Raw genomic sequence first — 23458 nt, forward strand, 5'->3', positions numbered from 1 at the left:
TAGGGCGCGGCGACGGCCCGTCGACTCCCACCTAACGGAAAGCCCCCATGCTGAACATCAGGGACACACTGCACGGCTGGTGCCACGAGGACCGGCCGTTCGCCCTCGCCACCGTCATCGGCATCAGAGGCAGCGCCCCTCTGCCAGTCGGCACCGCACTGGCCGTGGACGCCGACGGCAACGCGGTCGGCGGCATCTCCGGCGGCTGCGTCGAGGCAGCGGTGTACGAACTCGGCCGCCAGGTGCTGGCCGACCACGCTGCCCCCGTACGCGTTGCTTTCGGGTACTCCGACTCGGACGCCTTCGCCGCCGGCCTGACCTGCGGCGGAGAGATAGACGTCCTGGTGCAGCGTGTGGAGCCCGGCGTCCAATCCCATCTCGCCGCCGCCCTCGATGCCGTGACCGCCGGACGTCCGTCGGCCGTGGCCCACATCGTGGACGGTCCCGGTGAGCTCGTCGGCCGTACGCTCCATGTCCCCGACGAGGGGGCCCACGAGGGCACGCTCGGCGACGAGAACGAGGACCGGGCGGTCGTGGCGCATGCGCGTGCACTCCTGCGGGCGGGCCGTACAGCCTTGATCGAGGTCGGTGGCGGTGGGGGAGGAGCAGAGAACTCGGACGACGGCACCTGCCTGCGCAAGCTCACCGTCCTCGTCCACGTCCACGCGTCCCGCCCACGGATGCTGATCTTCGGCGCCGTCGACTTCACCGCCGCCCTGAGCCGGGCGGGGAGCTTCCTCGGCTACCGGGTGACCGTCTGCGACGCCCGCCCGGTCTTCGCGACCCCTGCCCGCTTCCCGCACGCCGACGAGGTGGTCAGCGACTGGCCCCACCGCTACCTCGTGGCCACCGAGACCGACGCCCGCACCGCCGTCTGCGTCCTCACCCACGACGCCAAGTTCGACATCCCCCTGCTGAGCCTGGCACTGACCCTTCCGGTCGGCTACATCGGCGCCATGGGCTCGCGACGTACCCACGAGCACCGCGTCGGCCTGCTCCGGGAAGCCGGTGTCTCCCAGGACCAACTGGCGCGTCTGCACTCACCGATCGGCCTGGACATCGGCGCCCGTACTCCCGAGGAGACGGCGATCTCCATCACGTCGGAGATCATCGCTCACACCAACCGCGCCACAGGACGGCCGCTGTCGGACGGTGTCGGCCCCATCCACCCTTCCGCGCAGCCTCTGCCCGGCCTGGCGACGGTGCCGTAACCCCCCGCCCGCACCGGGTGGGGGGTGGACGGTCACGCGCCGGGGTGGGCGTGGCCGGTCTGGTAGGCGATCACGACGAGTTGGGCGCGGTCGCGGACGTGGAGCTTGGTCATGATGCGGTTCACGTGTGTCTTGGCGGTGGAGGGCGAGATGTGGAGCTGCTCGGCGATGGCATCGTTGGAAAGGCCGGCCGCCACGAAATCGAGCACTTGGCGCTCGCGGTCGGTCAGGGTCGTCAACTCCGGGGCCGGAGCGCTCGTCCTGTCGGGTGTGGTGAGGTAGTGGGCGATGAGTGCCCTGGTCGCCCTGGGTGACAGCAACGCCTCTCCGAGGGCGACCAGGCGGATGGCGTCGAGGAGGTAGGAGAGCTCCACACTCTTGCCGAGAAATCCGCTGGCCCCGGCACGCAGCGCCTGGAAGACGTGCTCGTCGGCTTCGAAGGTCGTCAGGATCAGCACTCGTACGCCCGCGAGGTCCTCGTCCGCCGAGATGGCGCGCGTGGCGGCGAGACCGTCCATGTCGGGCATCCGGATGTCCATCAGTACGACGTCGGCAAGGGTGCTGCGGGCCAGTTCGACGGCCTCTTCGCCCGTCGCCGCCTCTCCGACGACCGACATGTCCGGCTCCGACTCGATGAGCATGCGGAAGCTGGTGCGGACGAGGGCCTGGTCGTCGGCGAGCAGAACGCGGATGGTCATCGCTGCCTCCCCTCGGCGGCTGTGGCGTGCAGGGCCGTGCCGGACCGATCCGCCGCGCGGTTGTCGGCCGGTGGTCCGTGTGCGGGCAGCGGTAGCTGCACAGCGAGGCGAAAACAACCGTCGTCGACTGTTTCGGCGTGGAGGCTGCCGCCGACCGCGTGGACGCGCTCGCGCATGCCCGTCAGCCCGTGTCCGGTACCCGTCGCGGCCGACGCCGGGTACGGGCCGGAGCGCAGGGGGTTGGTGATCCGAACGCCCAGTTCGTCGGGCCCGTAGTCGACGACCAGGTCCGCCTCGGCGGTCGCGCCGTGCTTGTGTGCGTTGGTCAGCCCCTCCTGGATGACGCGGTAGGCGGCCAGGTCGATGGCGGTCGGCAGGGGGCGCGGGTGGCCTGCCTGCCGATGGCGCACGCTCAGCCCGGCGGCGGTCAGCGACTCGAGGAGCCCTGCGAGGCGGGACAGGCCGGGCACGGGTTCGGCCGGCTGCACCGCGTCCGTCTCGTCGCCGGACTGCCGTAGTACGTACAGCAGCGGGCCCAGTTCGTCCAGGACTGTGCGGCCGGCCTCACGGATGTGGGCGAGCGCCACCTCGGCCTGATCCGGTTGGCCCCGAAGGAAGCGGCCGGCGACTCCTGCCTGAATGGTGATCAGGGCGATGTGGTGGGCGATCACGTCGTGGAGTTCCCTTGCGATGCGCAGCCGTTCTTCGGCGACCCGGCGGCGGGCCTCTTCCTCCTTGCTCGCCTCCGCCCGCAGTGCTCGCTCTTCCATGGCGGCGACGTAGTCGTGCCAGGTGCGGACGGTGGCCCCGACGGCGGCGAACATCCCGGTCCAGGCGAACATGGCGCCGGCCTCCGGGCTGGAGGCCGAATCCACCGCGTAGGCGATGGCGCCGTACAGGGAGAGAGCCGTGCCCGAGACCGCGATCAAGGCGGTCCGCCGACGGACCGTTCGGGCCACGGTGTAGACCGCGATCAACGCGGCGAGCTTCAGCGGCTGCGACGGATACGACGAGTGGACGGTGAAGGCCACCTCCCCGAGCACAGCGAGCGTCAGGACGGGCAGCGGTGCCCGGCGACGGGCCGTCAGAAGCAGGAGCGCGATCGCCACGGCGACGGCGTCGGCGCTCGACGGCCGTGCGCCGTCGGGCGATCGTCCGAACAGCAGAGGAAGCAGGCCGACACCACCCACGAGTGTGGCGAGGGCGGCATCCACCAGGCGCGGGTGAGCGCCGGTCAGCCGTCGCAGCGACGCCGGTGCGATCACGACTTCACCGTCCTTCGGTACGGATCCCCGGTTGGGGAGGATGCGGCCGCCCGGCCTCACGATCGAAGGCGGAGGTGCGGATCGGCCGTGTGCCCGCAGCTACCGGGGTCACGCGTCACGTTGTTCGAGCAGCACGGCCGCGCCGACCAGGACCACGACGATGCGGCAGGCGAACATGGCGAGCCCGGACCCGTGCCACAGCGAGTCGCCGGTCGTCCGCACCGTCATGACCTCGTTCGCCGTGTTCGACGGCAGGTACGGACCGACGGCGTCGTTGCCACTGCTCGGCAGCAGCTGGATCAGGCTCACCGGCTCATGCCTCCCGGACCACGCAGGCCACCTCGTCGAGCAGAGTCCTCAGTTGTGCGGCCTTCTTGGGGCCCAGCTTCTCGGCGATCTGCTCTTCGATCCCCACGATCACGGCATCGGCATCGCGCAGGGAGTCACGGCCCGCGTCAGTGAGGTGCAGCTCCTGCACATGGCGGTGGCGCGGATGCGGTCGGCGTTCCAGTTGGCCCCGCTCCTCCAGACGGGCCACCTGCGAGGCCACCGCCTGCGGGGTGACGTTCAGGCGGCGGGCCAGTTCCGCACCGGTCAGGCCGGGATCGCCGTGGACGGAGATCAGTAGCGTGTACTGCGCGGCCGCGATTCCCAGCGGTCGTAGCCGTTGGTCCTTCCGGGCCTGAACTGCCCACTCCGTCCGCCGTAGAGCCCAGGTCACCCGGTCCTGCGCGTTGGCGGCGATCGTCCGCTCGTCATCATGTGTCACGCCGCGAGAATACGACACCTGGGCTTGCATAAAACAGCTGATATCAATCAACCGGCTGGAGGCATGGAGCTTGCGTGTGGCGGCAGGCATGTGTGGTCAGGGGAGGGGATGGCCTCCGGCTCTCCGGTTGGGGCGCCAGGGGCCACCCCTCGCAGGGCGGCCGTCGGTCGACGGGGCCTTGGGGTCAGTCCTCGCGAATCGTCTCGGTCACCCGGTTGAGCAGCGCCCGCAGCTGCGCGGTCTCCTTCGTGCCGAGACCGTCGGTGACCTGCAGCTCGATGTCGGCTATCACCTTGTCGGCGGCGCTCAGTGACTCCCGCCCGGCGTCGGTGAGATGCAGTTCCTGTACATGCCGGTGACGCGGATGCTCGCGCCTCTCCAGCTGGCCGCGGCTTTCCAGGCGTGCCACCAGTGAGGCGATGGCCTGGGGGGTCACGTTGAGGCGGCGGGCCAACTCGGCTCCGGTCAGCCCGGGTTCGTCGTGCACCGAGATCAGGAGCGTGTAGTGCGCCGCCACCAAGCCCAGTGGGCGCAGCCGCTGTTCCTTCAGCGCCTGCACTGCCAGCTCCGCGCGGCGCAAGGCCCAGGTCACCCGGTCGAGCGCGTTGAGACCGACGGGCTCCTCGTTGTTTCGTATCACAGGAGCAGGATACGGCACTTCATGTCCATCAAGCGTTTGACATAACAACAGCGTTTGAAGAACACTAACCTCATGATTCGCACCAATGCTCTGATTACTGGCGCCTCCTCCGGCATCGGCGCCGCCTACGCCCGCCTCCTGGCGGACGACCACAACCTCATCCTGGTCGCGCGACGTGCCGACCGGCTCGCCGAGCTCGCCGAGGAACTCCGCGCCCGTGGAGCGGCCGTCGAGGTGTTGCCCGCCGACCTCGCGACCCAGGACGGCATCGCCGCAGTCGCCACCCGGCTGGCCGTCGGCGATGTACGCATGCTGATCAGCAACGCCGGTGCCGGCGGATACGCTCCGCTGACCGATGTCGACCCGGCCGAAATCCAGGGCCTTCTCACCCTCAACGCGGTCGCCCCCGTCCTGCTGGTCCGCGCCGCGCTTCCCGGAATGCTCGCGGCCGGGGAAGGAAGCGTCGTCACTGTCGCCTCGCTGCTCGCCTTCAGTGCGGGCAGTACTTTCGCCGTTCGAGCGGACGGCACACCCCCGCAGGCACCCCGGCGTACCCTCTACGTCGCTGCGAAGGCCGCCACTGTGGGATTCACGCGCACGCTCGCGGGCGAACTCGCCGACACCCCGGTCCGTGTCCAGGTGGTGTGCCCCAGCATCGTGGCGACGGAGTGGAACGGTGGTGTCTCGCGCGGCAACCCGCAGGCCATGCTGCCTGAGGACGTGGCCTCGGCCAGCCTGGCCGGCCTGCGCCTCGGTGAGACCGTCTGTGTCCCTGGCCTGGAGGACCAGGACTCCGTGCTGGACGCGCTGCTCGCTGCGGAGGCCGGTGTGATGTCGGGCGGCTTCCGGCCCGCCCTCGCGACTCGCTACACGGATCGGCCAGCCTAGGCGGCGATGGCCGGCCGGCGGGCGGGTGGTGGATCTCCTGTCGTCCGCCCGTCTTCCGGATCCGGCTGTCGGCCTGTGTCCGATGGGGTGCCAGGTCGAGTGACCGTGAGGGTCGGCCACTCTGGACTTCGAGTCAAGATGAGCCGGAAGCCTGTGCTCGTCTATTTCCCTCTGTCTGTTGACCGGTTGCTGGTCCACAACTACCTTGGCTCTCGTTCAAGAGCGACGAGGTGGGTGGGCCTACAGCGCTCAAGGGTGGACCGGGCCGGCGGCGGCTCTTTGCTGCGCCGGCGTGGTGATCAATCCTCTCGGAGTCGAGAAGGTCGACTCGGCTGCCGCGGCATCTTCCGAGACTGCGTGAGTTCGGAGGCCCTCAGGGCCACCCGGGTCAGTCCAAGGATCCGGACCCCGTCGACTGCGCGACTGGGCCTGTCGGTATACGCGCTGCCACTCCGGGGCTGATCGGCGGCGCGGGTCGGCGCACCGGCGAGTGGGGTGGGTGATGTCAGCCCGAACCTCCTGTGCGGGAGTGGTGCGCGCCAGGTAGGGCCATGAACAGGCCGAGTTCTCTGTGCTGGATCAGGCTTCCGGTCAAGCGCACCAGGCTCCTGGGTGCCGTCCTCGGTAGCCGTCCGCGCGCCTTGGCCTCCTTGGCCGCTGTCGACCGTGTGCCCGTTTCGTTCCTCGGCGTGGATCGATCCGAACGACAGAAGCACAAGTGTATTGGTATCTATCAAATGCTTGACACTCGCCCAGTGGTTGATAATCTGGCACTTGCGACGGCCTTCGGGTCATCGCTGAAGTTCATTCACGTCGGCGCGCCCGCTCTCACACAGCGCCTCTTCGCCGCGCCGAACACCGCGTCCGCCACCCCGGCGCCCTCAAGGTGCAGCCCGGGTACTGGAGGGCGTAACAAAGTGGGAGAAAACCGTGAGCAACAACAATCCGACGAGCACGCGTGATGGAGTCATCGGACAGGACGGCAGTGAGGTCATCACCGTCGACCAGGCCACCGGAGCCGAGTTCGCGCGATACCCCGTGGCGGGGAAGAAGGAGGCGGCCGAGGCCGTCGCTGACGCCCGCTCGGTCGCCGCGGCCTGGTGGGACCTCGGATTCGAGGGCCGCGCGGAGCGGCTGCGTGCCTGGCGACGGGAGATAGCCGTCAGTGGCGAGGAGGGCGCCGCACTCATTCACGCCGAGAACGGCAAGCCCCTCGATGAGGCCCGCGTGGAAGTGCTCGGGATTCTGGAACACGTGCAGTACGCCATCGAGAACGCCGAGCGTGTGCTGGGACGCCGGGATCTCCCCGGCAGCCACACCGTGCCCAATCAGCGCGCGTGGCTCGAATACCAGCCCTACGGCGTCGTCGGTGTCATCGGTCCGTGGAACTTCCCCCTGCTCACCCCCGGGGCCATCCTGATCGAGGCGATCGCGGCCGGCAACGCCGCCATCCTCAAGCCCAGCCAGATCACGCCCGGCGTCGGGGAGTGGCTCGTCCGGACCTGGCAGCGGGCCGTTCCCGACCTTCCCTCCGTCCTGCAGAGCCTGAACGGGTTCGGGGCCACGGGCGGGGCGCTCATCGAGGCAGGTCTGAACAAGCTCGCCTTCACCGGCAGCGTCACCACGGGCAAGACCGTGGCCGCCCAGTGCGCACAGTCCCTGACCCCCGTTCTGCTGGAACTGGGAGGAAAGGACGGCGTCGTCGTGGCCGAGGACGCCGACCTGGACGAAGCCGCCAGGCACGTCGTGTGGGGCGCCATGCAGAACACCGGACACGGCTGCATCAGTCTCGAAGTGGCCTACGTCGTCGAGTCGGTCCACGACGAGTTCGTCGAGAAGGTCAGCGAGCTCGCCAAGCAGGTTCGCGTCGGCAGTGGCGAGGACGCGGAGATCGGGCCGGTTCCCCTGCCCACCCAGATCCCGATCATCCGGGAGCACATCCGGGACGCTCTCGAACGCGGTGCGACAGCCACCGTAGGCGGCCTCGACGCGGTGGGCGACCGCTATGTCACACCCACCGTCCTCGTCGGCGTGACCCCCGACTCCCTCGCGGCGACGGAGGAGACGTTCGGTCCGACACTGGCCGTCGTCAAGGTCGCCGACACCGAAGAGGCCATCGCTCACATCAACGCCGGCCGGTACGGACTGGGCAGTGCCGTCTTCAGCCGCGACCGCGGCGAAGCCATCGCCCGTCAGCTCCGCGTCGGAATGACCAGCGTCAACGACGCACTGGTGTTCTCCATGAACCCCGCGGTGCCCTTCGGCGGTCGCGGCGACAGCGGCTACGGGCGCAAGCAGGGCGAAGAAGGACTCCGGGAGTTCGCCTACCCGCACTCCTTCACCGCCAGGACCGGCCCCGCCCAGTTCTCGGCCAGCACCTTCGGCAGGCCCGCGGGCGCCATTGAGGGAGCTCTCGCCGGTGTGCGCGACAGGATCCTGGCCGAGAGCGACAAGAAGACCGCCTGACCGACCGGCGACCGGAAGCCCACGGTCCGGGCCGACATCCACCCCGCCGCCAGACCGGTCACCGACTGACTGACGGCACCGGATCCGGGAGGGCTGTGCACGCCTCGGACCCGGTCGCCGGACACGGTCCGTCGCCCAGTGCGAGCCGACCACAACAGCCGATGTCCCACTGGGGAACGACGCGCACCTCCGCGGAGCACGATTGCGATGGGACGTCCCGACAACCACCGCGCCACCATCGAGGGAGAGCGGACATGTCCGACGAACGTCCTTTCCGAGCCGTGACTCCACCCGCCGAGCCCCTGACCGCAGCCACCCGGCGAGGATTCCTCGCCGCGACCGCCGCTGCCGGAGGAGCCGCCGTAGCCGGCGGTCTGGTCGCGGGACAACCCGCGCTCGCCGCGGAGGCAGTGCCTGGCAGCCCTGCCTCCATGAAAGTCGGCGGCTCGAAAGACCATCGGAACGCCAAGAAGGAGAAGAAGATGCGCATCGTAGCTGTGGAGGAGGCGTTCTCCATTCCCGGAGCCATCCGGCAGGAGGCGGCGATCCGTCAGCGCTTGGAGGCAACGGAGGAGACCAAGCGGGAGTGGTTCCGGCGCCTGGACGACGTGACCGAACTGCGGCTGGCCGACATGGACGCCAACGGCGTCGACATGCAGGTCCTCTCTTACTCCACGCCGGGCCTGGAAGTGATCGAGGATCCGGCGGAGGCGGTGGCCGTGGCGCGACGGGTCAACGACTATCTGGCCAAGGCGGTCGCCAGTCATCCGAAGCGGTTCGCGGGCTTCGCGGTCCTTCCGCTGCAGGACCCGAAGGCCGCCGTCGTGGAGCTGCGCCGGGCGGTGAACGAGCTCGGGCTCAAGGGTGTGCTGTACAACGACCATGTACGGGGGCACTACCTGGACGAGCCGCAGTTCAGGCCCGTATGGGCCGAGCTGGAGCGCCTCGGCGTGACGCTGTATCTGCATCCGGCTGTCATTCCGGCCGACAAGTGGCGTGTCTTCGACGGGCATCCCGTGCTGGTCGGGCCGTCCTGGGGCTGGACCGCGACGGTGGGCGCCCATGCACTCCGGCTGATCTACGGCGGCGTGTTCGACGAGTTCCCGGGCGCATCAGTGATGTTGGGTCACATGGGCGAGCTGCTGCCGTTCCAGATGGCCCGGCTCGACAGCCGCTACCCCGCCCAAGTTCCGGTTGAGCGGAGGGTGCAGCACCTGCCCTCGTACTACCTGCGCAACAACGTGTACGTCACCACCAGCGGAGTCATGTCCCATGCCGCGCTGCTGGGAGCCGTCCATGCTGTCGGTGTCGACCGGGTGCTGTTCTCCATCGACTACCCGTTCGAGTCCAGCGCCGATGCGGTGGCGTTCCTGCGTTCCGCACCGTACGCGCGGGCCGACCTCGCCCGCATCGCGCACGGCAATGCCGAACGCGTTCTGGGGCTGTGAACGGCTGACAGTCCGCGTGGGCCCGCATTCCCTTCACCCGCGGTGCGACCTGAGGAGCCACGATGCCCAAAGCAGTGCGATTCACCGAGTACGGCGGCATCGGCGTACTGAACGTGGTCGATGTCGAACGGACCGTGCCCGGTGAACGCCAGGTCCTCGTCAAGGTGGTGGCGGCCGGGATCAACCCGGGCGAGGCCGCGATCCGGCGGGGGTTCCTGCACGACAGGTTTCCGGCGACGTTTCCGTCGGGGCAGGGCAGCGACCTCGCCGGGATTGTCGAGGAACTCGGCACGGGAGCCACCGGATTCGCCGTCGGTGACGAAGTGATCGGCTTCACCCACAAGCGGGCCAGCCACGCCGAGTACGTGATCGTCGACGACGACCACCTCACCCCCCGACCTGCGGCGGTCCCGTGGGAGCAGGCAGGCGCGCTCTTCGTCGCCGGGACCACGGCGTACGCGGCCGTGCACGCCGTCAGGGTCAAGCGTGGCGAGACCGTCGTCGTCTCCGGGGCCGCAGGCGGAGTGGGCTCTCTCGTCGTGCAACTCGCCCGGCACGCCGGAGCCACCGTCATCGGCCTGGCCAGTGAGCCCCACCACGCATGGCTCGCCCGGCACGGAGCGATCCCACTCACCTATGGCGAGGATGTCGGCGAGCGCATCCGCGCGGTGGCCGGCGGCACGATCGACGCCTTCATCGACACCTTCGGCGCTCCCTACGTCGAACTGGCACTGGAACTCGGTGTACCCGGTGAACGGATCAACACGATCATCGACTTCCCCGGCGCGGCCAAGCACGGCACCAAGGCGGAGGGCAGCGCGGCGGCGGCAAGCGCCGACGTTCTGCGGGAACTCGCCACGCTGATCGCCGATGGGGATCTGGAGATCCCCGTAGCAGGCGTCTACCAGCTCGACGAAGTCCGAGAGGCCTTCCGAGAGCTGGAACGCCGACACACGAACGGCAAGATCGTTCTCAGGCCCTGACGGGCCGTCATCGACCGGCTGCCACCGCATCTTGCGAGCGAGCCGTCAAACCAAGCACACCCCTGAACGGAGCAAGGCCGTGGCCAAGCCGTCACAACCCGAGATCCGCACCCGGTGGTCGTCCCAGGACGCCGCCGATCAGTTCACCGTCGACAACCCCGCGACCGGCGCGCCACTGGCCGTCGTCCAGGGCGCCGGCGACAAGGAAGTCGACCAGGCCGTACAGGCGGCCTACGACGCGCACTTCTCCTGGAAGGCCCGCACCGCCCGCGAGCGTGGCAGCTGGCTGCGGAAGATCGCTCAGGCGATCCGCGAGCACGCCGACGAGATCGCGACCCTGGAGTGCAGCGACAACGGCAAACCCCTGACCCAGGCGCGCAACGGGGACGTGAACGCGGCGATCGGGCTCTTCGAGTATTTCGCGAGCCTGTGCGACTCCATGCCCGGTCAGGTCAACGACGGCGGAAGCCTGCTGGACATCACGGTGCTCGAACCCTACGGCGTCATCGCCGCGATCGTGCCGTTCAACTGGCCGCCGATCCACACCGCCAGCAAGCTGGCCCCGGCGCTGGCCGTCGGCAACGCGGTGGTGATCAAGCCGCCGGAGCAGGCCCCGCTCTCAGCCATGCGCATGGTGGAGATCATCCAGTCCGTCCTGCCCGACGACGTGGTCCACATCCTTCCCGGCACCGGCTCGATCGGGTCCCGGCTCGCCGGCCACCCGCTCGTCGGCAAGATCTCGTTCACCGGGTCGCCCACCACCGGCGTCTCGGTCATCAAGACCGCTGCCGACAACCTGACGCCGACCCTGATGGAGCTCGGTGGCAAGGACCCGTTCATCATCTTCGAGGACGCGGACCTCGACCTGGCGGTGCCGTGGGCGATCGAGGGCGGCCTCTACAACCAGGGCGAGGCCTGCACCTCGGCGTCGCGTGTCCTGGTACACGCCGACGTCTACGACGAGGTCGCGCGCCGCTACGGCAACGCGGTGAAGCGGCTGCGCGTCGGCAACGGCATCGATCCCGGCACGCACATCGGACCGATGGTGTCCGCCGCCCAGCGCAAGCGGGTGCTGGACTACATCGACATAGGTGTCCAGGAGGGTGCCACGATCGCGGCGCAGGCGCCGCTCCCCGATGATCCGGAGCTGGCGGGCGGCTACTACGTCGCGCCGACACTGTTCACCGGCGTCCGCCCGGACATGCGCATCGCGCAGGAGGAGATCTTCGGCCCGGTCATCTCGATGATCCCGTTCCACGACGAGGACGAGGCCGTCAGGATCGCCAACGGCACCGAATTCGGCCTGGTCGCCGCGGTGTTCACGCCGGACTCGGAGCGCGCACTGCGGGTCAGCCGCGCCCTGCACACCGGGTTCGTCTTCGTGAACAACTACAACCGGAACTTCACGGGCACGCCGTTCGGCGGTGTCGGCGCGAGCGGCTACGGCCGGGAAACCTCGGCAGAAACCCTTCGCGAGTACGGCTACAGCAAGAACATCCGCCTGGTCTCCGGGAGGGGCGAGATGCCGCGCTGGGCGCCGTCCCTGGAGGTGACCGGACACGACAAGTGAGCAACCCGGTCATCAAGGCGACGTAACCCGCCACGAAGACACGAAGAGACGGCGTGCGGCACCCTTGAGACGGACGGTGCCGCACGCCGTCGCGCCGTTCACAGTCCCTGACCGATGTCCTGCACGGCTGCCAGCAGGGGACGGGACAACGCTGCCAGGCTCGCGCGGGTGCACCGGACCGACGGAGCCGCGACCGCCACGGCGGCCACGGCGGTGCCTGTGCGGTCACGCACACACGCACCGACGGCGTGCACTCCGCGCTCGCTCTCCTGCAGGTTGATCGCGTAGCCGTCCCGTCGTACCGCCACCAGCTCGTTGAACAGGCGCTCCACGTCGCCGGAAGCGTCGGACCCCTCCCCGGGGAGCCCGTTGGGGTAGAGGGCCCGGAGCCGGTCGGCCGGCAGTGCCGCGAGCATGGCCTTTCCGCCCGAGGTCACATGGGCGGGCAGGAGCGTGCCGGTGCGATAGCTGACCCGCAGCGCCTGTGGGCCCTCCACGCCGTCCAGGAAGCGGGCTCCGTTGCCATCGAGCACCATCAGGTGGGTCGTCTCACGGACGGCGTCCGCCAGCCGTTGAAGGTGGGGGTGGGCGATGGTGATCAGGTCCGGGGGAGGGGTCGACCGGCTTCCCCTGATCGCCTGCAGAGCCGGCCCGGGCCGGTACACCTTGTGGCTGTCCTGCACCGCGAATCCCTCGAAGACGAGCATCGCCAGGATCCGGTGCGCGGTCGAGCGTGCGACGCCCAGCCGGTCCGCGACGTCCATCACCCGCAGTTCGTCGAGCTCGTGCAGCAGCCGGACCACGCGCAGGGCGTTGCCCGCGGCGCTCACCGGATACGAAGGGCCGGGCGAAGGACGAACTGAATTCTCCATAGCGGAATTCTACACTTCATGGATTCCGCTGAGGGGAAACAGTGGCCTAGCGTCAGGACCAGCGCCGAACGATGTGCGCTTCTTCCGACGGTCGCCGAACACAAGACCTGGAGGTCTCCGTGACCGATACCACCAGTGAACAGACCGAGCGCAAGCTGCTCGACGAGCTGTACGCGGACTTCGAGGACGCGGGTCTGATCCCGCTGTGGACGCAGGTGGACGGCCTCATGCCGATGTCGCCGCAGCCCGCCGCGGTACCGCACCTGTGGCGGTGGACGGAGCTGCTGCCCATCGCGCAGCGCTCCGGAGAGCTCGTACCGGTGGGGCGTGGCGGCGAGCGCCGTGCCATGGCACTGTCCAACCCCGGTCTCCCGGGCCTTCCCTTCGCCACCCCGACCCTGTGGACCGCGATCCAGTACCTGGGGCCGCGCGAGATAGCCCCCTCGCACCGGCACAGCCAGGGAGCCTTCCGGTTCGTTCTCGAAGGCGAGGGCGTGTGGACCAACGTCGACGGCGACGCGGTCGCGATGGGGCGGGGTGACCTGCTGCTCACGCCGAGCTGGGCCTTCCACGAGCACCAGAACGTCACCGACAAGCCGATGGCCTGGCTCGACGGACTCGACATCCCCCTCGTCTCCAAACTGGACGCGGGGTTCTTCGAGTTCGGCCCCGACGAACTCTCCACCCGCGAAACCCCCGAACACTCGCGCGGTGAGCGACTGTGGGGTCACCCTGGGCTGCGCCCGATCAGCCGGCCCGACCAGCCCAACTCCCCGCTGGGCGCCTACCGCTGGGAGCACACCGACGCCGCCCTGACCGCCCAGCTGGAGCTGGAGGACGAAGGCGTAGCCGGAGTGATCGAGCCCGGGCACGCCGGAGTCCGCTTCTCCAACCCGACCACCGGCCGGGACGCCCTGGTCACGATGCGCACCGAGATGCGCCGACTGCGGGCCGGAGCACAGACCGCCTCCGTGCGTTCGGTCGGCTCCGCGGTCTGGCAGGTGTTCGAGGGCGAGGCGGTCGCCCGAGTCGGCGACAAGGTCTTCGAGATCGCCACGGGCGACCTGTTCGTCGTCCCGTCCTGGTGCGAGGTCTCGCTGTCCGCCCGCACCCAGGTCGACCTGTTCCGTTTCAGCGACGAGCCCGTCTACGAAGCCCTGGGACTCGCCCGTACCTCCCGAGGAGAACACAAGTGAAGCTCGCCACCATCCGGGTCAACGGCACCACGCGCGCCGTCCGTGTCGACGAGGCCAAGGCCGTGGACCTCGGGGAGAGCGACCTGGTGGCCTTCCTGCGCCACGGCGACTGGGCGGCACGTGCCGCGGACGCAGACGGCGAAACGTACGAAGGCACCCTGGACTACGCCCCCGTCGTCGTCGCGCCCGAGAAGGTCGTGTGTGTCGGCCTCAACTACCGCACCCACATTCTGGAGATGGGCCGCGAACTCCCCTCGCACCCCACACTGTTCTCCAAGTTCGCGCGAGCGCTGGTCGGTGCGTACGACGACGTGACCCTGCCCGCCGCGTCCACACAGATGGACTGGGAGGCCGAACTCGGCGTCGTCATCGGGGCCGAGGTCCGGCACGCCGACACGGAGCAGGCGCGGGCCGCGATCGCCGGGTACACCGTGCTGAACGACGTCACCGCCCGGGACTGGCAGTACCGCACCACCCAGTGGGACCAGGGCAAGACGTTCGAGGCCACCACCCCCATCGGACCGTGGCTGGTGACCGCCGACGACCCGGCGGTGTCCGCCCAGGGACTGAGCCTGACCTGTGAGGTCGACGGCGACACGGTCCAGAAGGCCGACACCGGTGACCTCGTCTTCGACCCGGCAACGCTGGTCGCGTACCTGTCCGAGATCATCACGCTGGTGCCCGGCGACGTGATCGCCACGGGCACTCCGGGCGGAGTCGGCCACGCCCGCAAGCCCGCCCGCTATCTGCACGACGGTACGGCCCTCGTCACCCGGATCGAGGGGATCGGCGAGTGCCGCAACACCTGCCGCCGCGAGACACGGTGAGCGCCCGCCCGGCCGCGACGCTGGAGTGGGCGGCCAAGGGCACGGCGGCTTTCGAAGCCGCCGTGCACTGGCTGACCGACTCGGGGCTCACCGGGCCCTCGTACCTGCCGGGCTGGAGCAGGGCCCACGTCGTCGCCCATGTCGCCCGCAACGCCGACGCCCTCGTCAACCTGGTGACCTGGGCGCGGACAGGCGTCGAGACGCCCATGTACGCCAGCGGCGACCAGCGTGCGCGCGAGATCGAGGAAGGTGCCCGGCGCCCGGCCGAGGAGCTGCGTGCCGACCTGCTCACGGCCGACGGCCGTCTCGCCGGGGAACTCGCCGCACTGCCGGACGAGTGCTGGGAAGCGACCGTCCGCACCGCGCGAGGCCGTGAGGTACCCGTCTCCCAGGTGCCCTGGATGCGAGTGCGCGAGGTGTGGGTCCACACCGTCGACCTGAACATCACCACCTTCGACGATGTCCCGCACGACGTGTGCGCGGCGCTCGTCGACGACGTCGCCGCCGCTTTCCGGACCCGCCCGGACTGTCCCCCCGTCGAGCTCCGGATCAAGGGCGACGTCCGCACCTGGACCCTGGGCGCGCTCGGCGGCGCGGAGCCGGTCGTGGTCAGCGGCGACCTGCCGAGCCTGGCCGCCTACGCCACCGGACGCCCTGTGCCCGGCCCTCTGAATCCCGTCGGCGGCCAATCCCCGCCGAAGCTGCCCGCGTGGCTGTGAGCGCGAAGGAAAGATGATGAAAGTTGCCTGCATCGGCGCAGGTCCCGGAGGACTGTTCTTCGCGACCCTGCTCAAGCGGAGCCGACCCGGCGCGGAGGTCGTGGTCTTCGAACGCAACGGCCCCGACGACACGTTCGGCTTCGGAGTGGTCTTCTCCGACGCCACCCTCGACGCCATCGACGCCGCCGACCCCGTCCTCAGTGAGGCGCTGGAGAAGCACGGCCGGCACTGGGACGACATCGAGGTCCGCGTGCACGGCGCACGGGAACGCGTCGGCGGCATGGGCATGGCCGCTGTCGTACGCAAGACGCTGCTGAGCCTGTTGCAGGAGAGGGCCCGCGCCCAGGGCGTTCGGATGCGCTTCCAGCACGAGATCCGTGATCCCGCCGAATTGGACGACTTCGACCTGGTCGTGGTGTGCGACGGCGCCAACAGCCGCTTCCGCACGGTGTTCGCCGACGACTTCGGACCGACGGCGGACGTGGCGAGCGCGAAGTTCGTCTGGTTCGGCACCTCGTACATGTTCGACGGGCTCACCTTCGTCCACCAGGACGGCCCGCACGGTGTCTTCGCCGCCCACGCCTATCCGATCGGCGACTCGCTGAGCACCTTCATCGTCGAGACCGACGCCGACTCCTGGGCCAGGGCCGGACTCGACACCTTCGATCCCTCGACCCCGCCGGGCCCGAGCGACGAGAAGACCAAGGCCTACCTGGAGGACCTCTTCCGCGAGCAGATCGACGGGCACCCGCTGGTCGGCAACAACTCCCGCTGGGCCAACTTCGCCACGCGCAGGGCCAGTTCGTGGCGGCGTGGGAAGTGGGTGCTGCTGGGCGACGCGGCGCACACCGCGCACTTCTCCGTCGGATCCGGCACCAAGATGGCCATGGAGGACGCCGTCGCGCTGGCCGAGGCCCTGGGGGAGTCACCGCACAGCGTGCCCGAGGCACTCGACGCCTACGAGTCGCGCCGCCGCCCCAAGGTCGAGAAGATCCAGAACTCGGCGCGGCCCAGCCTGTCGTGGTGGGAGCACTTCGGCCGCTACGTCCGCTCGTTCGACGATCCGACGCAGTTCGCCTTCCACTTCCTCACCCGCAGCATCCCGCGCGGCAAACTCGCCGTGCGTGACGCGGCGTACGTGGACCGCGTCGACGGATGGTGGCGCGAACACCACGGGGCACCGCCCCTGGAGACACCTTTCCGCAGTGGGACGTTCAGGCTTCCCTCACGCCGCGTGGCAGTCGGCGACGACCTCCTGACCGGGACGGACGGCACCGCCATCCCGATGGTCCCCTTCGGCGGTCAGCCGTCCGAGGCGGGTGTGTGGATCGACGCCCCGGACACCGAGGAGGGTCTGCCTCTCGCCCTCGATCAGGTGCGTGAGACGGCGGAATCGGGCGCCCCGCTCGTCGGCGTACGCGGTGGTACGACGCTGACCCGCGTACTGGTCGCCGAGGAAGCCCGACTCGCGCACAGCCTGCCGGCGGCGGTCATCGGCGCGTACGACGACGACACCGCGACCACCCTCCTGCTGTCCGGCCGGGCCGACCTCGTCGGAGGCGTCAAGTGACCGCCCTCGACCCGCTGTTCGCACCCCGAGCCATCGCCGTACTCGGTGCTTCCGCCACACCCGGAAAACTCGGTGCGGCGATGACCGACTCGCTCGCCTCGTTCCCCGGACCGGTGCTGAAGGTCAACGCCGGCCGGCCGGATCCCGACCGGGGCTTCTTCCCGACCGTTGCCGAGGCCGCCGCGAGCCACGGCATCGCACCCGACCTGGTGGTGTCCTGTATCCCGGCCGCCGCCACTGCCGGGGCCATTCGCGACGCGGCGAACGCGGGAGCCCACGCCGCCCTCGTGTGCGCCGGCGGTTTCGCCGAATCCGGCGACGACGGCGCGCTGCACCAACAGGCCCTGGCCGAAGTGGTGCGGGACACCGGAATCCGGGTTCTCGGGCCGAACACGTCGGGCTTCCTCGCCCCGCACCGACGGCTGACGGCCAGTTTCGTCCCGGGCGTGGCCGGTCTGGAACCGGGTCCGGTGGCGGTGGTGGCCGCCAGTGGCGGAGTGAACCACGCGCTGGCCTTCGCCCTTGCCGAGGCCGGCGTCGGTCTGCGCCTGGGGGTCGGGCTGGGCAACAGCCTGGACGTCACCCAGGCCGACGTCCTGCTCCACCTCGCCGAGGACGAGGACGTACGGGCCGTCGCCCTGCACGTGGAGACCGCCGCGGAAGGGCGCCGTCTCACCGAGGCCGTACGCCGCCTGACCGACCGGATCCCCGTCGTGGCCCTGGTCGTCGGACGCAGCGACATCGGCGACTTCGCCCGCTCCCACACCGGCGCCCTGGCCACCTCCTGGCGCGTCACCAGGGCAGCGTTGCGGCAGGCCGGAGCCGTCCTCGTCGACGACGAACGCGACCTCGTCGACGCCGTCACCGCGCTCAGCCGCGTACGGCTCCCCGCCCACCCACGTCCGGGCATCGGCCTGGTCACCGCACAGGCCGGACCCGGACTGCTGCTCACCGACGACCTGCGCTCCCACGGCCTGCAGGTCCCGCCCCTGGTCGAACGGACGGTGAAGGAACTGCGCGAGCTGCTCCCCGCACTCACCTACCTGAACAACCCCGTGGACACCGGCCGCCCGTCGCCCGCGCTCACGCAGATCGTGGAGCGGGTCTCCCAGGACCCGGGCATCGACGTCACCGCCGTGTACGGACTACTGGAGCCCACAGCCGTGGACCTTTCGGGCGCTCTGGCCACCGCCCGCACCGCCACCCCGCTCGTCGCCGTCGTCGGCGGGCCCGTGGAGCAGGCGCGACAGGCCCGCCGGGAACTCGGCGCGGCCGGCATTCCCTGTGCGGCCACACCGGCCTCGGGATCGGTCATGATCCGCGCGCTCGTCGAGGACGCGGCCTCCCGAGCCCGTCGGAAGGCCGCCGACGTCATCGTGTCCGGTGCACCCACCCTGCCGCTGCCGGGTCCGGTCGACGAGCACACCGCCAAGAGTGTCCTCGGGGACCTGGGTATCCGCACGCCTCTGAGGCGCGTGTGCGCCGATCCCGCGGCGGCGCACGCCGCTCTCGACGAGCTCGGCGGACCGGTCGTCGTGAAGATCCTCGACGCGGAGATCCTGCACAAGACGGAAGTCGGCGGGGTCCAGGTCGGCATCCGCAGCCACGAAGAGCTCGACGACGCCCTCGCCCGCATGCCCGCGAGCCCCGCACTGCTGGTGGAACAGATGGCCCCCGCCGGCCCCGAACTCATCGTCGGAGTACGCCGCGACCCGGTGTTCGGCCCCGTGCTGGCTCTGGGCGCCGGGGGAACCGCCGCCGAAATCCTCGGCGACGTCTCCCTGCGCCTCGCGCCCCTGTCCGCACACGAGGCCGACGCCATGCTCGACGAGCTCGCCACCCGCGAGATGTTCCTCGGCGCACGCGGCACCACCCCGGTCGACCGCGCGCGGCTCACCCACGTACTGCTCGCCCTGGCCTCCCTCGCCACCGAAAGCGCCGTGGCCGAGTGTGAGATCAACCCTTTGCGCGTCCTGCCCGACGGCGACGTCGTCGCACTGGACGCCGTGCTGCTCCTGCGTGACCCATGGGATCAAGGAGGATCCGACGATGCGTGAGGGATTCGTCCCCTGGCCCGAGGAAACGGCCGACCGCTACCGCGAATCGGGATACTGGCGAGGCAGGCCCCTGGGTGCCTACCTCCACGAATGGGCCGAGACCTACGGCGACGCGGTGGCCGTCGTGGACGGCGCCACCCGACTGACCTACCGTCAACTCGTCGACCGTACGGACGGACTGGCGTGCCGACTGCTGGACTCGGGCCTCAGCCCCGGTGACGCGATGCTCGTCCAGCTGCCCAACGGCTGGGAGTTCGTCACGCTCACCCTGGCCTGTCTGCGGGCCGGGATCGCCCCTGTGATGGCACTGCCCGCACACCGGGGCCATGAACTGCGATACCTGGCCGCACACGCCGAGGTCGCCTCGATCGCCGTACCCGACCGGCTGGGCGACTTCGACCATCAGGCACTGGGGCGGGAGGTCGCCGAAGCCACGCCGAGCGTAAGGCTGTTGCTCGTCGCGGGTGGCACGGCAGGCAACGACGCCACGGATCTGCGTGCCCTGGCCGAGCCGGCCGCCGACCCGGCCGCCGCAAGGGCCCGGCTCGACCGGATCGCCCCGGACAGCGGCGACATCGCTGTCTTCCTGCTCTCAGGCGGTACGACAGGACTGCCGAAGCTCATCACCCGCACCCACGACGACTACGAGTACAACGCGCGCCGCAGCGCGGAAGTGTGCGGCCTCGACTCCGACACCGTCTACCTGGTGTCACTGCCCGCCGGGCACAACTTCCCCCTGGCCTGCCCCGGCATCCTGGGCACCCTCATGAACGGTGGCCGGGTGGTCCTTGCCCGTACCCCCGACCCCGACAAGGCGCTGCCCCTCATGGCAGCCGAAGGCGTGACGGCCACCGCCGCCGTACCGGCCGTCGTCCAGCGCTGGATCGACGCCGTGGCCTCCGGCCGTCACACCGCCCCACCCGCGCTGCGGCTGTTGCAGGTAGGTGGCGCCCGCCTCGCGCCGGAGGTCGCCCGCCGTGTCGAACCCGTACTCGGCGGCACGCTCCAGCAGGTGTTCGGCATGGCGGAGGGGCTGCTGAACTACACGCGCCCCGACGACCCCGACGACATCAGGATCGAGACGCAGGGGCGCCCCATGTGCCCGGACGACGAGATCCTCGTCGTCGACGCCTCCGACAACCCGGTCCCGCCAGGAGGGATGGGCTCGCTGCTCACCCGCGGCCCGTACACCCCACGCGGCTACTACCGGGCGGACGAGCACAACGCCCGCGCGTTCACCCCTGACGGCTGGTACCGCACCGGCGACATCGTCCGGGTGCACCCCTCGGGCAACCTCGTCGTCGAGGGACGCGACAAGGACATGATCAACCGGGGCGGCGAGAAGATCTCCGCGGAGGAGGTGGAGAACTTGGTCTACCGCCTGCCCGGTGTCGCCCGCGTCGCCGCCGTCGCGAAGGCCGACCCCGACCTGGGGGAGCGGGTGTGCGCGGTCGTGGTCGTCGAACCGGGAACCCACCTGACCCTCGAATCAGTACGCGCCGCTCTCACCGCCATGCAGGTGGCCCGCTACAAACTCCCCGAAGACCTGCTGGTCGTGGACGAGTTGCCGCTGACGAAGGTCGGCAAGATCGACAAGAAACGTCTGCGGGATGTCGTCCGTGACAGGGCAGACCCCGTCGAGGCGGTGTGACAGGGTTCGCCGCCGCGGAGGGCGGGCCGATGACTTTGCGGTGATGCTCCCGCCTCCCCGGGGGGAGTCAAGCTGCTCTGCCCGCCTTCTGGCGGTACCTGGGAAACAGCTCCAGGTACCGCCATCACCGTCACCCTGTCCCGACCGTCGGACCAGCAACGGGAAGTGCCCCTTCTGGTGACCGGCCTCATGCGTCCTCGGGTACGTCCTGCCGCTGAGTCTTTCTCTGGGCGGACCAGGTCGAGCAGGTAGAGCACCGGCCGGGCGGTCAGAGGAAACAGATCGGCGTCATCGGCGCGAGCCGCCGGCTGACCAGGGACTGCACGTCGCCACCCGTCGTGCGCGTGGCGAACGGCAGCCCGGAATCTGGAAGCGGTCGTCATTCCCCTTCGCAGATGCCCTCGACAGCGACCTTCTGGTACAGGTGCGGGTAGGCGACGGTGCCGGCCGGGTAGCCCGCCAGGTGCGAGGCGAACTCCGGCGTGCCGAGCGCCGCACGGAGGTGTTCGGTGGATTTCCAGACCGCGACGTTGGTGAACAGCCGGCTGCCGCCGATTCCGCGGTACAGCTGCACCGCGAGGAGGCTCCCCGACTTCTTCATGTACTCCGCGTCGTCCGTCCAGGCGGCCACCACCTCGTCCTCCTTGCCCTCCGGAGCGACAAACGTGTTGATGATGGTGACCGGGCCGACCTTCTCCTTCTGCTGGTCGTGGAAGTTGGTGGACTCGTCGAGCTGTCCGAAATTGAGCATGATTCCTCCATGGAATCGAGGGGGAAGCGGGTCTGCCGACCCACAGGGATTCAAGTGATCCGGGACCGGGAGGCGGCCCAACCGCGTGTTGGTGAGGCGTGATCAATGGGCAGTGCGCGGGAGGGGATACGCCGATGACCGCCGCGAGGCCCCGCCCGTGGTGTGCGTTCAGGCGTGGTGCTTGCCGAGGAAGTCGGTGGTGAGCTGCAGCCACTCCTCGGTCCGCTCCAGCATCGGCAGGTGGCCGGTGGCGATTTCGGCGAGCTGGGCGCCGGGGATGGTCTCGGCGAGCTGACGGTGCAGGGCGGGGGAGGTGAGCCGGTCGTCGGTGGTCGAAACGACCAGGGTGGGGACCTTGATGCCGGCGAGGTCGTGCCGTACGTCGACCTGGCCGACGAGGTCGGTCTGCTCGGAGCTGCCGTCGGCCGAGCCGGCGGCGACATAGCCGAGGGTCTGCCGCAACTGCTCGGCCGGCATCGACTCCAGCGCCTGGGTGCCGAGGGCCATCATGAGCTGGAACTCGGCGAGCAGTTCGCGGTCGCCGGACGCGGCGATCTTGCTCCAGACCGAGGAGGCGAGAGCGAGCCGGTTGTCGCGGTGCGGGAACGCGGCGGTCAGGACGAGCGCGGTGACGCGCTCGGGGTGGCGGGTGGCGGCGCGGATGGCGACCGGGCCGCCGAGCGAGTATCCGGACACGGCGAAGCGGTCGAGGCCCTCCGCGTCGGCGGCGGCGATGAGCTGGTCGGCGAGGTCGTCGACGGACAGCGGGGTCGTGGAGCGGGGGGTGTCGCCGCTGCCGGGGTAGTCGATGCCGACGACGGTGTGGCGGGCGGCGAGCCCTTCCAGGACGGGTCCGTAGGTGCCGGCCAGGCTGCTGCCGGCGCCGTGGGCGAGGAGCAGGCCGGGGCCGGAGCCGAGGCGAGTACGGGCGAACACGGGCTCGAGCAGGTTGCGGGATGACATGGCCATCTACCTTTCACAGTCACCGACACGCAATGAATCATCCAGTGCGTGTGATTGCTCTTCATTTGTATCACACGCTCTGTATGATTCAAGCTGTGACGTCAATCACGCTCGCCGTATGATTTGCCGCTAGGGTGGTGGCATGAACGAGCCTCCCCACCGCCGTCAGCCGACTCCGGGCAACCCGCGCGTGCAGCGCACCCGCAACCGCGTGCTGGCCGTCGCGCGAGAACTGCTGCCTCAGGTCGGACCGGCCGGGCTGACCTATGCGCTGCTGGCCGAGCGGGCAGATGTCACCCGTCAGACCCTCTACCGGCACTGGCCCAACCGGGCCGCACTGCTCTTCGACCTCGTCCTGGAAGGCCCCGACCTCGGCAACTATCCGGAACCGGGCAGCGACGTGGGCGCCGTGGCCACCGCCTGGCTGAAGAGCCTGCGTGCCGGGGTCAGCGTGCCGTCCGTGCGAACCGCGGCTCTGGCCGTCACCGCCCAGGCCGACCACGACCCGGACAGTGCCCGGGCACTCGTCCGCATCGGCGAAGACCGCTACGTCGGCTTCAACAGACTGCTGGAACCTGCAGGCATCCAGATCAGCGAAGACGAGTTCACCCTGCTGTACGGGCCCGTCCTCGCCCGGCTCTTCCTCGACCGTGGCCAGGTCACCGACGCCTTCATCGAGGCGGTCGTGGCCCAGTGGCTCACCATGCTGCGGCCTGTCGGCGCACCGCAGGACGCGGAGCGGTAGTCACCGAGGCTTTCGGCGGAGGCCGACCGGAACAACCGCCGATCGTGCCGGTGCGGTCGCCTGCTGACTTGAGTGAGGGCCCTGCTCCGGCACGAGGCCCTCACACGCACCGGGCATTGAGCGGGCGCCGGACCTTGAGAACAGCAGGACAACCTCGACACCGTTGGAC

General features: G+C 69.9%; 21 protein-coding genes. 13 read left to right on the plus strand and 8 right to left on the minus strand.

Going from position 1 to position 23458, the window contains the following annotated elements:
* Window positions 1–47: 47 nt before the first annotated feature.
* Window positions 48–1211 carry an XdhC family protein gene (locus OHN74_RS42405; RefSeq protein ID WP_327699886.1) on the plus strand — a complete coding sequence of 388 codons (1164 nt, stop codon included), beginning with the start codon at window positions 48–50 and terminating at the stop codon, window positions 1209–1211.
* Between the two features lie 32 nt (window positions 1212–1243).
* On the opposite strand, the gene OHN74_RS42410 is transcribed toward OHN74_RS42405, so the two are convergent.
* From OHN74_RS42410 to OHN74_RS42430, 5 genes are all read right to left on the minus strand, one after another.
* Entirely contained in the window at window positions 1244–1909 is a 666-nt protein-coding gene (locus OHN74_RS42410; RefSeq protein WP_327699887.1) for a response regulator transcription factor, read from the minus strand.
* Window positions 1906–3174: a sensor histidine kinase gene (locus OHN74_RS42415; RefSeq protein WP_327699888.1), complete on the minus strand. Its 1269-nt coding sequence runs from the start codon at window positions 3172–3174 to the stop codon at window positions 1906–1908. The genes OHN74_RS42410 and OHN74_RS42415 overlap by 4 nt, the downstream gene beginning before the upstream one ends.
* Before the next feature lie 108 nt (window positions 3175–3282).
* Window positions 3283–3483 (minus strand): hypothetical protein, encoded by a 201-nt coding sequence (locus tag OHN74_RS42420; RefSeq protein WP_327699889.1) that lies wholly within the window; start codon window positions 3481–3483, stop codon window positions 3283–3285.
* 4 nt (window positions 3484–3487) lie between these two features.
* Window positions 3488–3943, minus strand: a complete 456-nt coding sequence (locus OHN74_RS42425) for a MarR family winged helix-turn-helix transcriptional regulator (protein ID WP_327699890.1) — start codon at window positions 3941–3943, stop codon at window positions 3488–3490.
* A gap of 184 nt (window positions 3944–4127) precedes the next feature.
* Window positions 4128–4583 (minus strand): MarR family winged helix-turn-helix transcriptional regulator, encoded by a 456-nt coding sequence (locus OHN74_RS42430; RefSeq protein WP_327699891.1) that lies wholly within the window; start codon window positions 4581–4583, stop codon window positions 4128–4130.
* A gap of 72 nt (window positions 4584–4655) precedes the next feature.
* Between OHN74_RS42430 and OHN74_RS42435 the strand changes: the two genes are divergently transcribed.
* From OHN74_RS42435 to OHN74_RS42455, 5 genes are all read left to right on the plus strand, one after another.
* Entirely contained in the window at window positions 4656–5471 is an 816-nt protein-coding gene (locus tag OHN74_RS42435; protein ID WP_327699892.1) for an SDR family NAD(P)-dependent oxidoreductase, read from the plus strand.
* A gap of 930 nt (window positions 5472–6401) precedes the next feature.
* Window positions 6402–7937, plus strand: a complete 1536-nt coding sequence (locus OHN74_RS42440; RefSeq protein ID WP_327699893.1) for an aldehyde dehydrogenase family protein — start codon at window positions 6402–6404, stop codon at window positions 7935–7937.
* Window positions 7938–8191: 254 nt separating this feature from the next.
* Complete coding sequence (locus OHN74_RS42445) at window positions 8192–9385, plus strand: amidohydrolase family protein (protein WP_327699894.1); 1194 nt, start codon at window positions 8192–8194, stop codon at window positions 9383–9385.
* A gap of 62 nt (window positions 9386–9447) precedes the next feature.
* On the plus strand, window positions 9448–10368 hold the full coding sequence (locus tag OHN74_RS42450) for an NADP-dependent oxidoreductase (RefSeq protein ID WP_327699895.1): 921 nt from the start codon (window positions 9448–9450) through the stop codon (window positions 10366–10368).
* Window positions 10369–10447: 79 nt separating this feature from the next.
* On the plus strand, window positions 10448–11938 hold the full coding sequence (locus tag OHN74_RS42455; RefSeq protein WP_327699896.1) for an aldehyde dehydrogenase family protein: 1491 nt from the start codon (window positions 10448–10450) through the stop codon (window positions 11936–11938).
* A 98-nt stretch (window positions 11939–12036) separates the two neighbouring features.
* On the opposite strand, the gene OHN74_RS42460 is transcribed toward OHN74_RS42455, so the two are convergent.
* A complete protein-coding gene (locus OHN74_RS42460; RefSeq protein ID WP_327699897.1) occupies window positions 12037–12810 on the minus strand; it encodes an IclR family transcriptional regulator in 774 nt (257 codons plus the stop codon).
* Window positions 12811–12881: 71 nt separating this feature from the next.
* Between OHN74_RS42460 and OHN74_RS42465 the strand changes: the two genes are divergently transcribed.
* The 6 genes from OHN74_RS42465 to OHN74_RS42490 are packed head-to-tail and all read left to right on the plus strand — an operon-like array spanning window position 12882 to window position 20830.
* On the plus strand, window positions 12882–14006 hold the full coding sequence (locus OHN74_RS42465) for a cupin domain-containing protein (RefSeq protein WP_443060527.1): 1125 nt from the start codon (window positions 12882–12884) through the stop codon (window positions 14004–14006).
* Window positions 14003–14833, plus strand: coding sequence for a fumarylacetoacetate hydrolase family protein (locus OHN74_RS42470; RefSeq protein WP_327699899.1), 831 nt, complete (start codon window positions 14003–14005; stop codon window positions 14831–14833). Before OHN74_RS42465 ends, OHN74_RS42470 begins: the two co-directional genes overlap by 4 nt.
* Complete coding sequence (locus tag OHN74_RS42475; RefSeq protein ID WP_327699900.1) at window positions 14830–15552, plus strand: maleylpyruvate isomerase family mycothiol-dependent enzyme; 723 nt, start codon at window positions 14830–14832, stop codon at window positions 15550–15552. The genes OHN74_RS42470 and OHN74_RS42475 overlap by 4 nt, the downstream gene beginning before the upstream one ends.
* Before the next feature lie 13 nt (window positions 15553–15565).
* The gene (locus OHN74_RS42480; protein ID WP_327699901.1) at window positions 15566–17122 is read left to right on the plus strand and encodes an FAD-dependent monooxygenase; all 1557 of its coding nucleotides are present in this window, start codon (window positions 15566–15568) and stop codon (window positions 17120–17122) included.
* The gene (locus OHN74_RS42485; protein ID WP_327699902.1) at window positions 17119–19179 is read left to right on the plus strand and encodes an acetate--CoA ligase family protein; all 2061 of its coding nucleotides are present in this window, start codon (window positions 17119–17121) and stop codon (window positions 19177–19179) included. The genes OHN74_RS42480 and OHN74_RS42485 overlap by 4 nt, the downstream gene beginning before the upstream one ends.
* Window positions 19172–20830 (plus strand): (2,3-dihydroxybenzoyl)adenylate synthase, encoded by a 1659-nt coding sequence (locus tag OHN74_RS42490; protein WP_327699903.1) that lies wholly within the window; start codon window positions 19172–19174, stop codon window positions 20828–20830. Before OHN74_RS42485 ends, OHN74_RS42490 begins: the two co-directional genes overlap by 8 nt.
* 379 nt (window positions 20831–21209) lie before the next feature.
* Here OHN74_RS42490 and OHN74_RS42495 read toward each other — a convergent pair whose 3' ends face one another.
* Window positions 21210–21581 (minus strand): antibiotic biosynthesis monooxygenase family protein, encoded by a 372-nt coding sequence (locus OHN74_RS42495; protein WP_327699904.1) that lies wholly within the window; start codon window positions 21579–21581, stop codon window positions 21210–21212.
* A gap of 168 nt (window positions 21582–21749) precedes the next feature.
* Complete coding sequence (locus OHN74_RS42500; protein ID WP_327699905.1) at window positions 21750–22544, minus strand: alpha/beta fold hydrolase; 795 nt, start codon at window positions 22542–22544, stop codon at window positions 21750–21752.
* Window positions 22545–22686: 142 nt separating this feature from the next.
* Between OHN74_RS42500 and OHN74_RS42505 the strand changes: the two genes are divergently transcribed.
* On the plus strand, window positions 22687–23289 hold the full coding sequence (locus OHN74_RS42505) for a TetR/AcrR family transcriptional regulator (protein ID WP_327699906.1): 603 nt from the start codon (window positions 22687–22689) through the stop codon (window positions 23287–23289).
* Window positions 23290–23458 lie beyond the last annotated feature (169 nt).

Origin of the sequence: Streptomyces sp. NBC_00459 (assembly GCF_036013955.1) — a bacterium.
Lineage (GTDB): Bacteria > Actinomycetota > Actinomycetes > Streptomycetales > Streptomycetaceae > Streptomyces.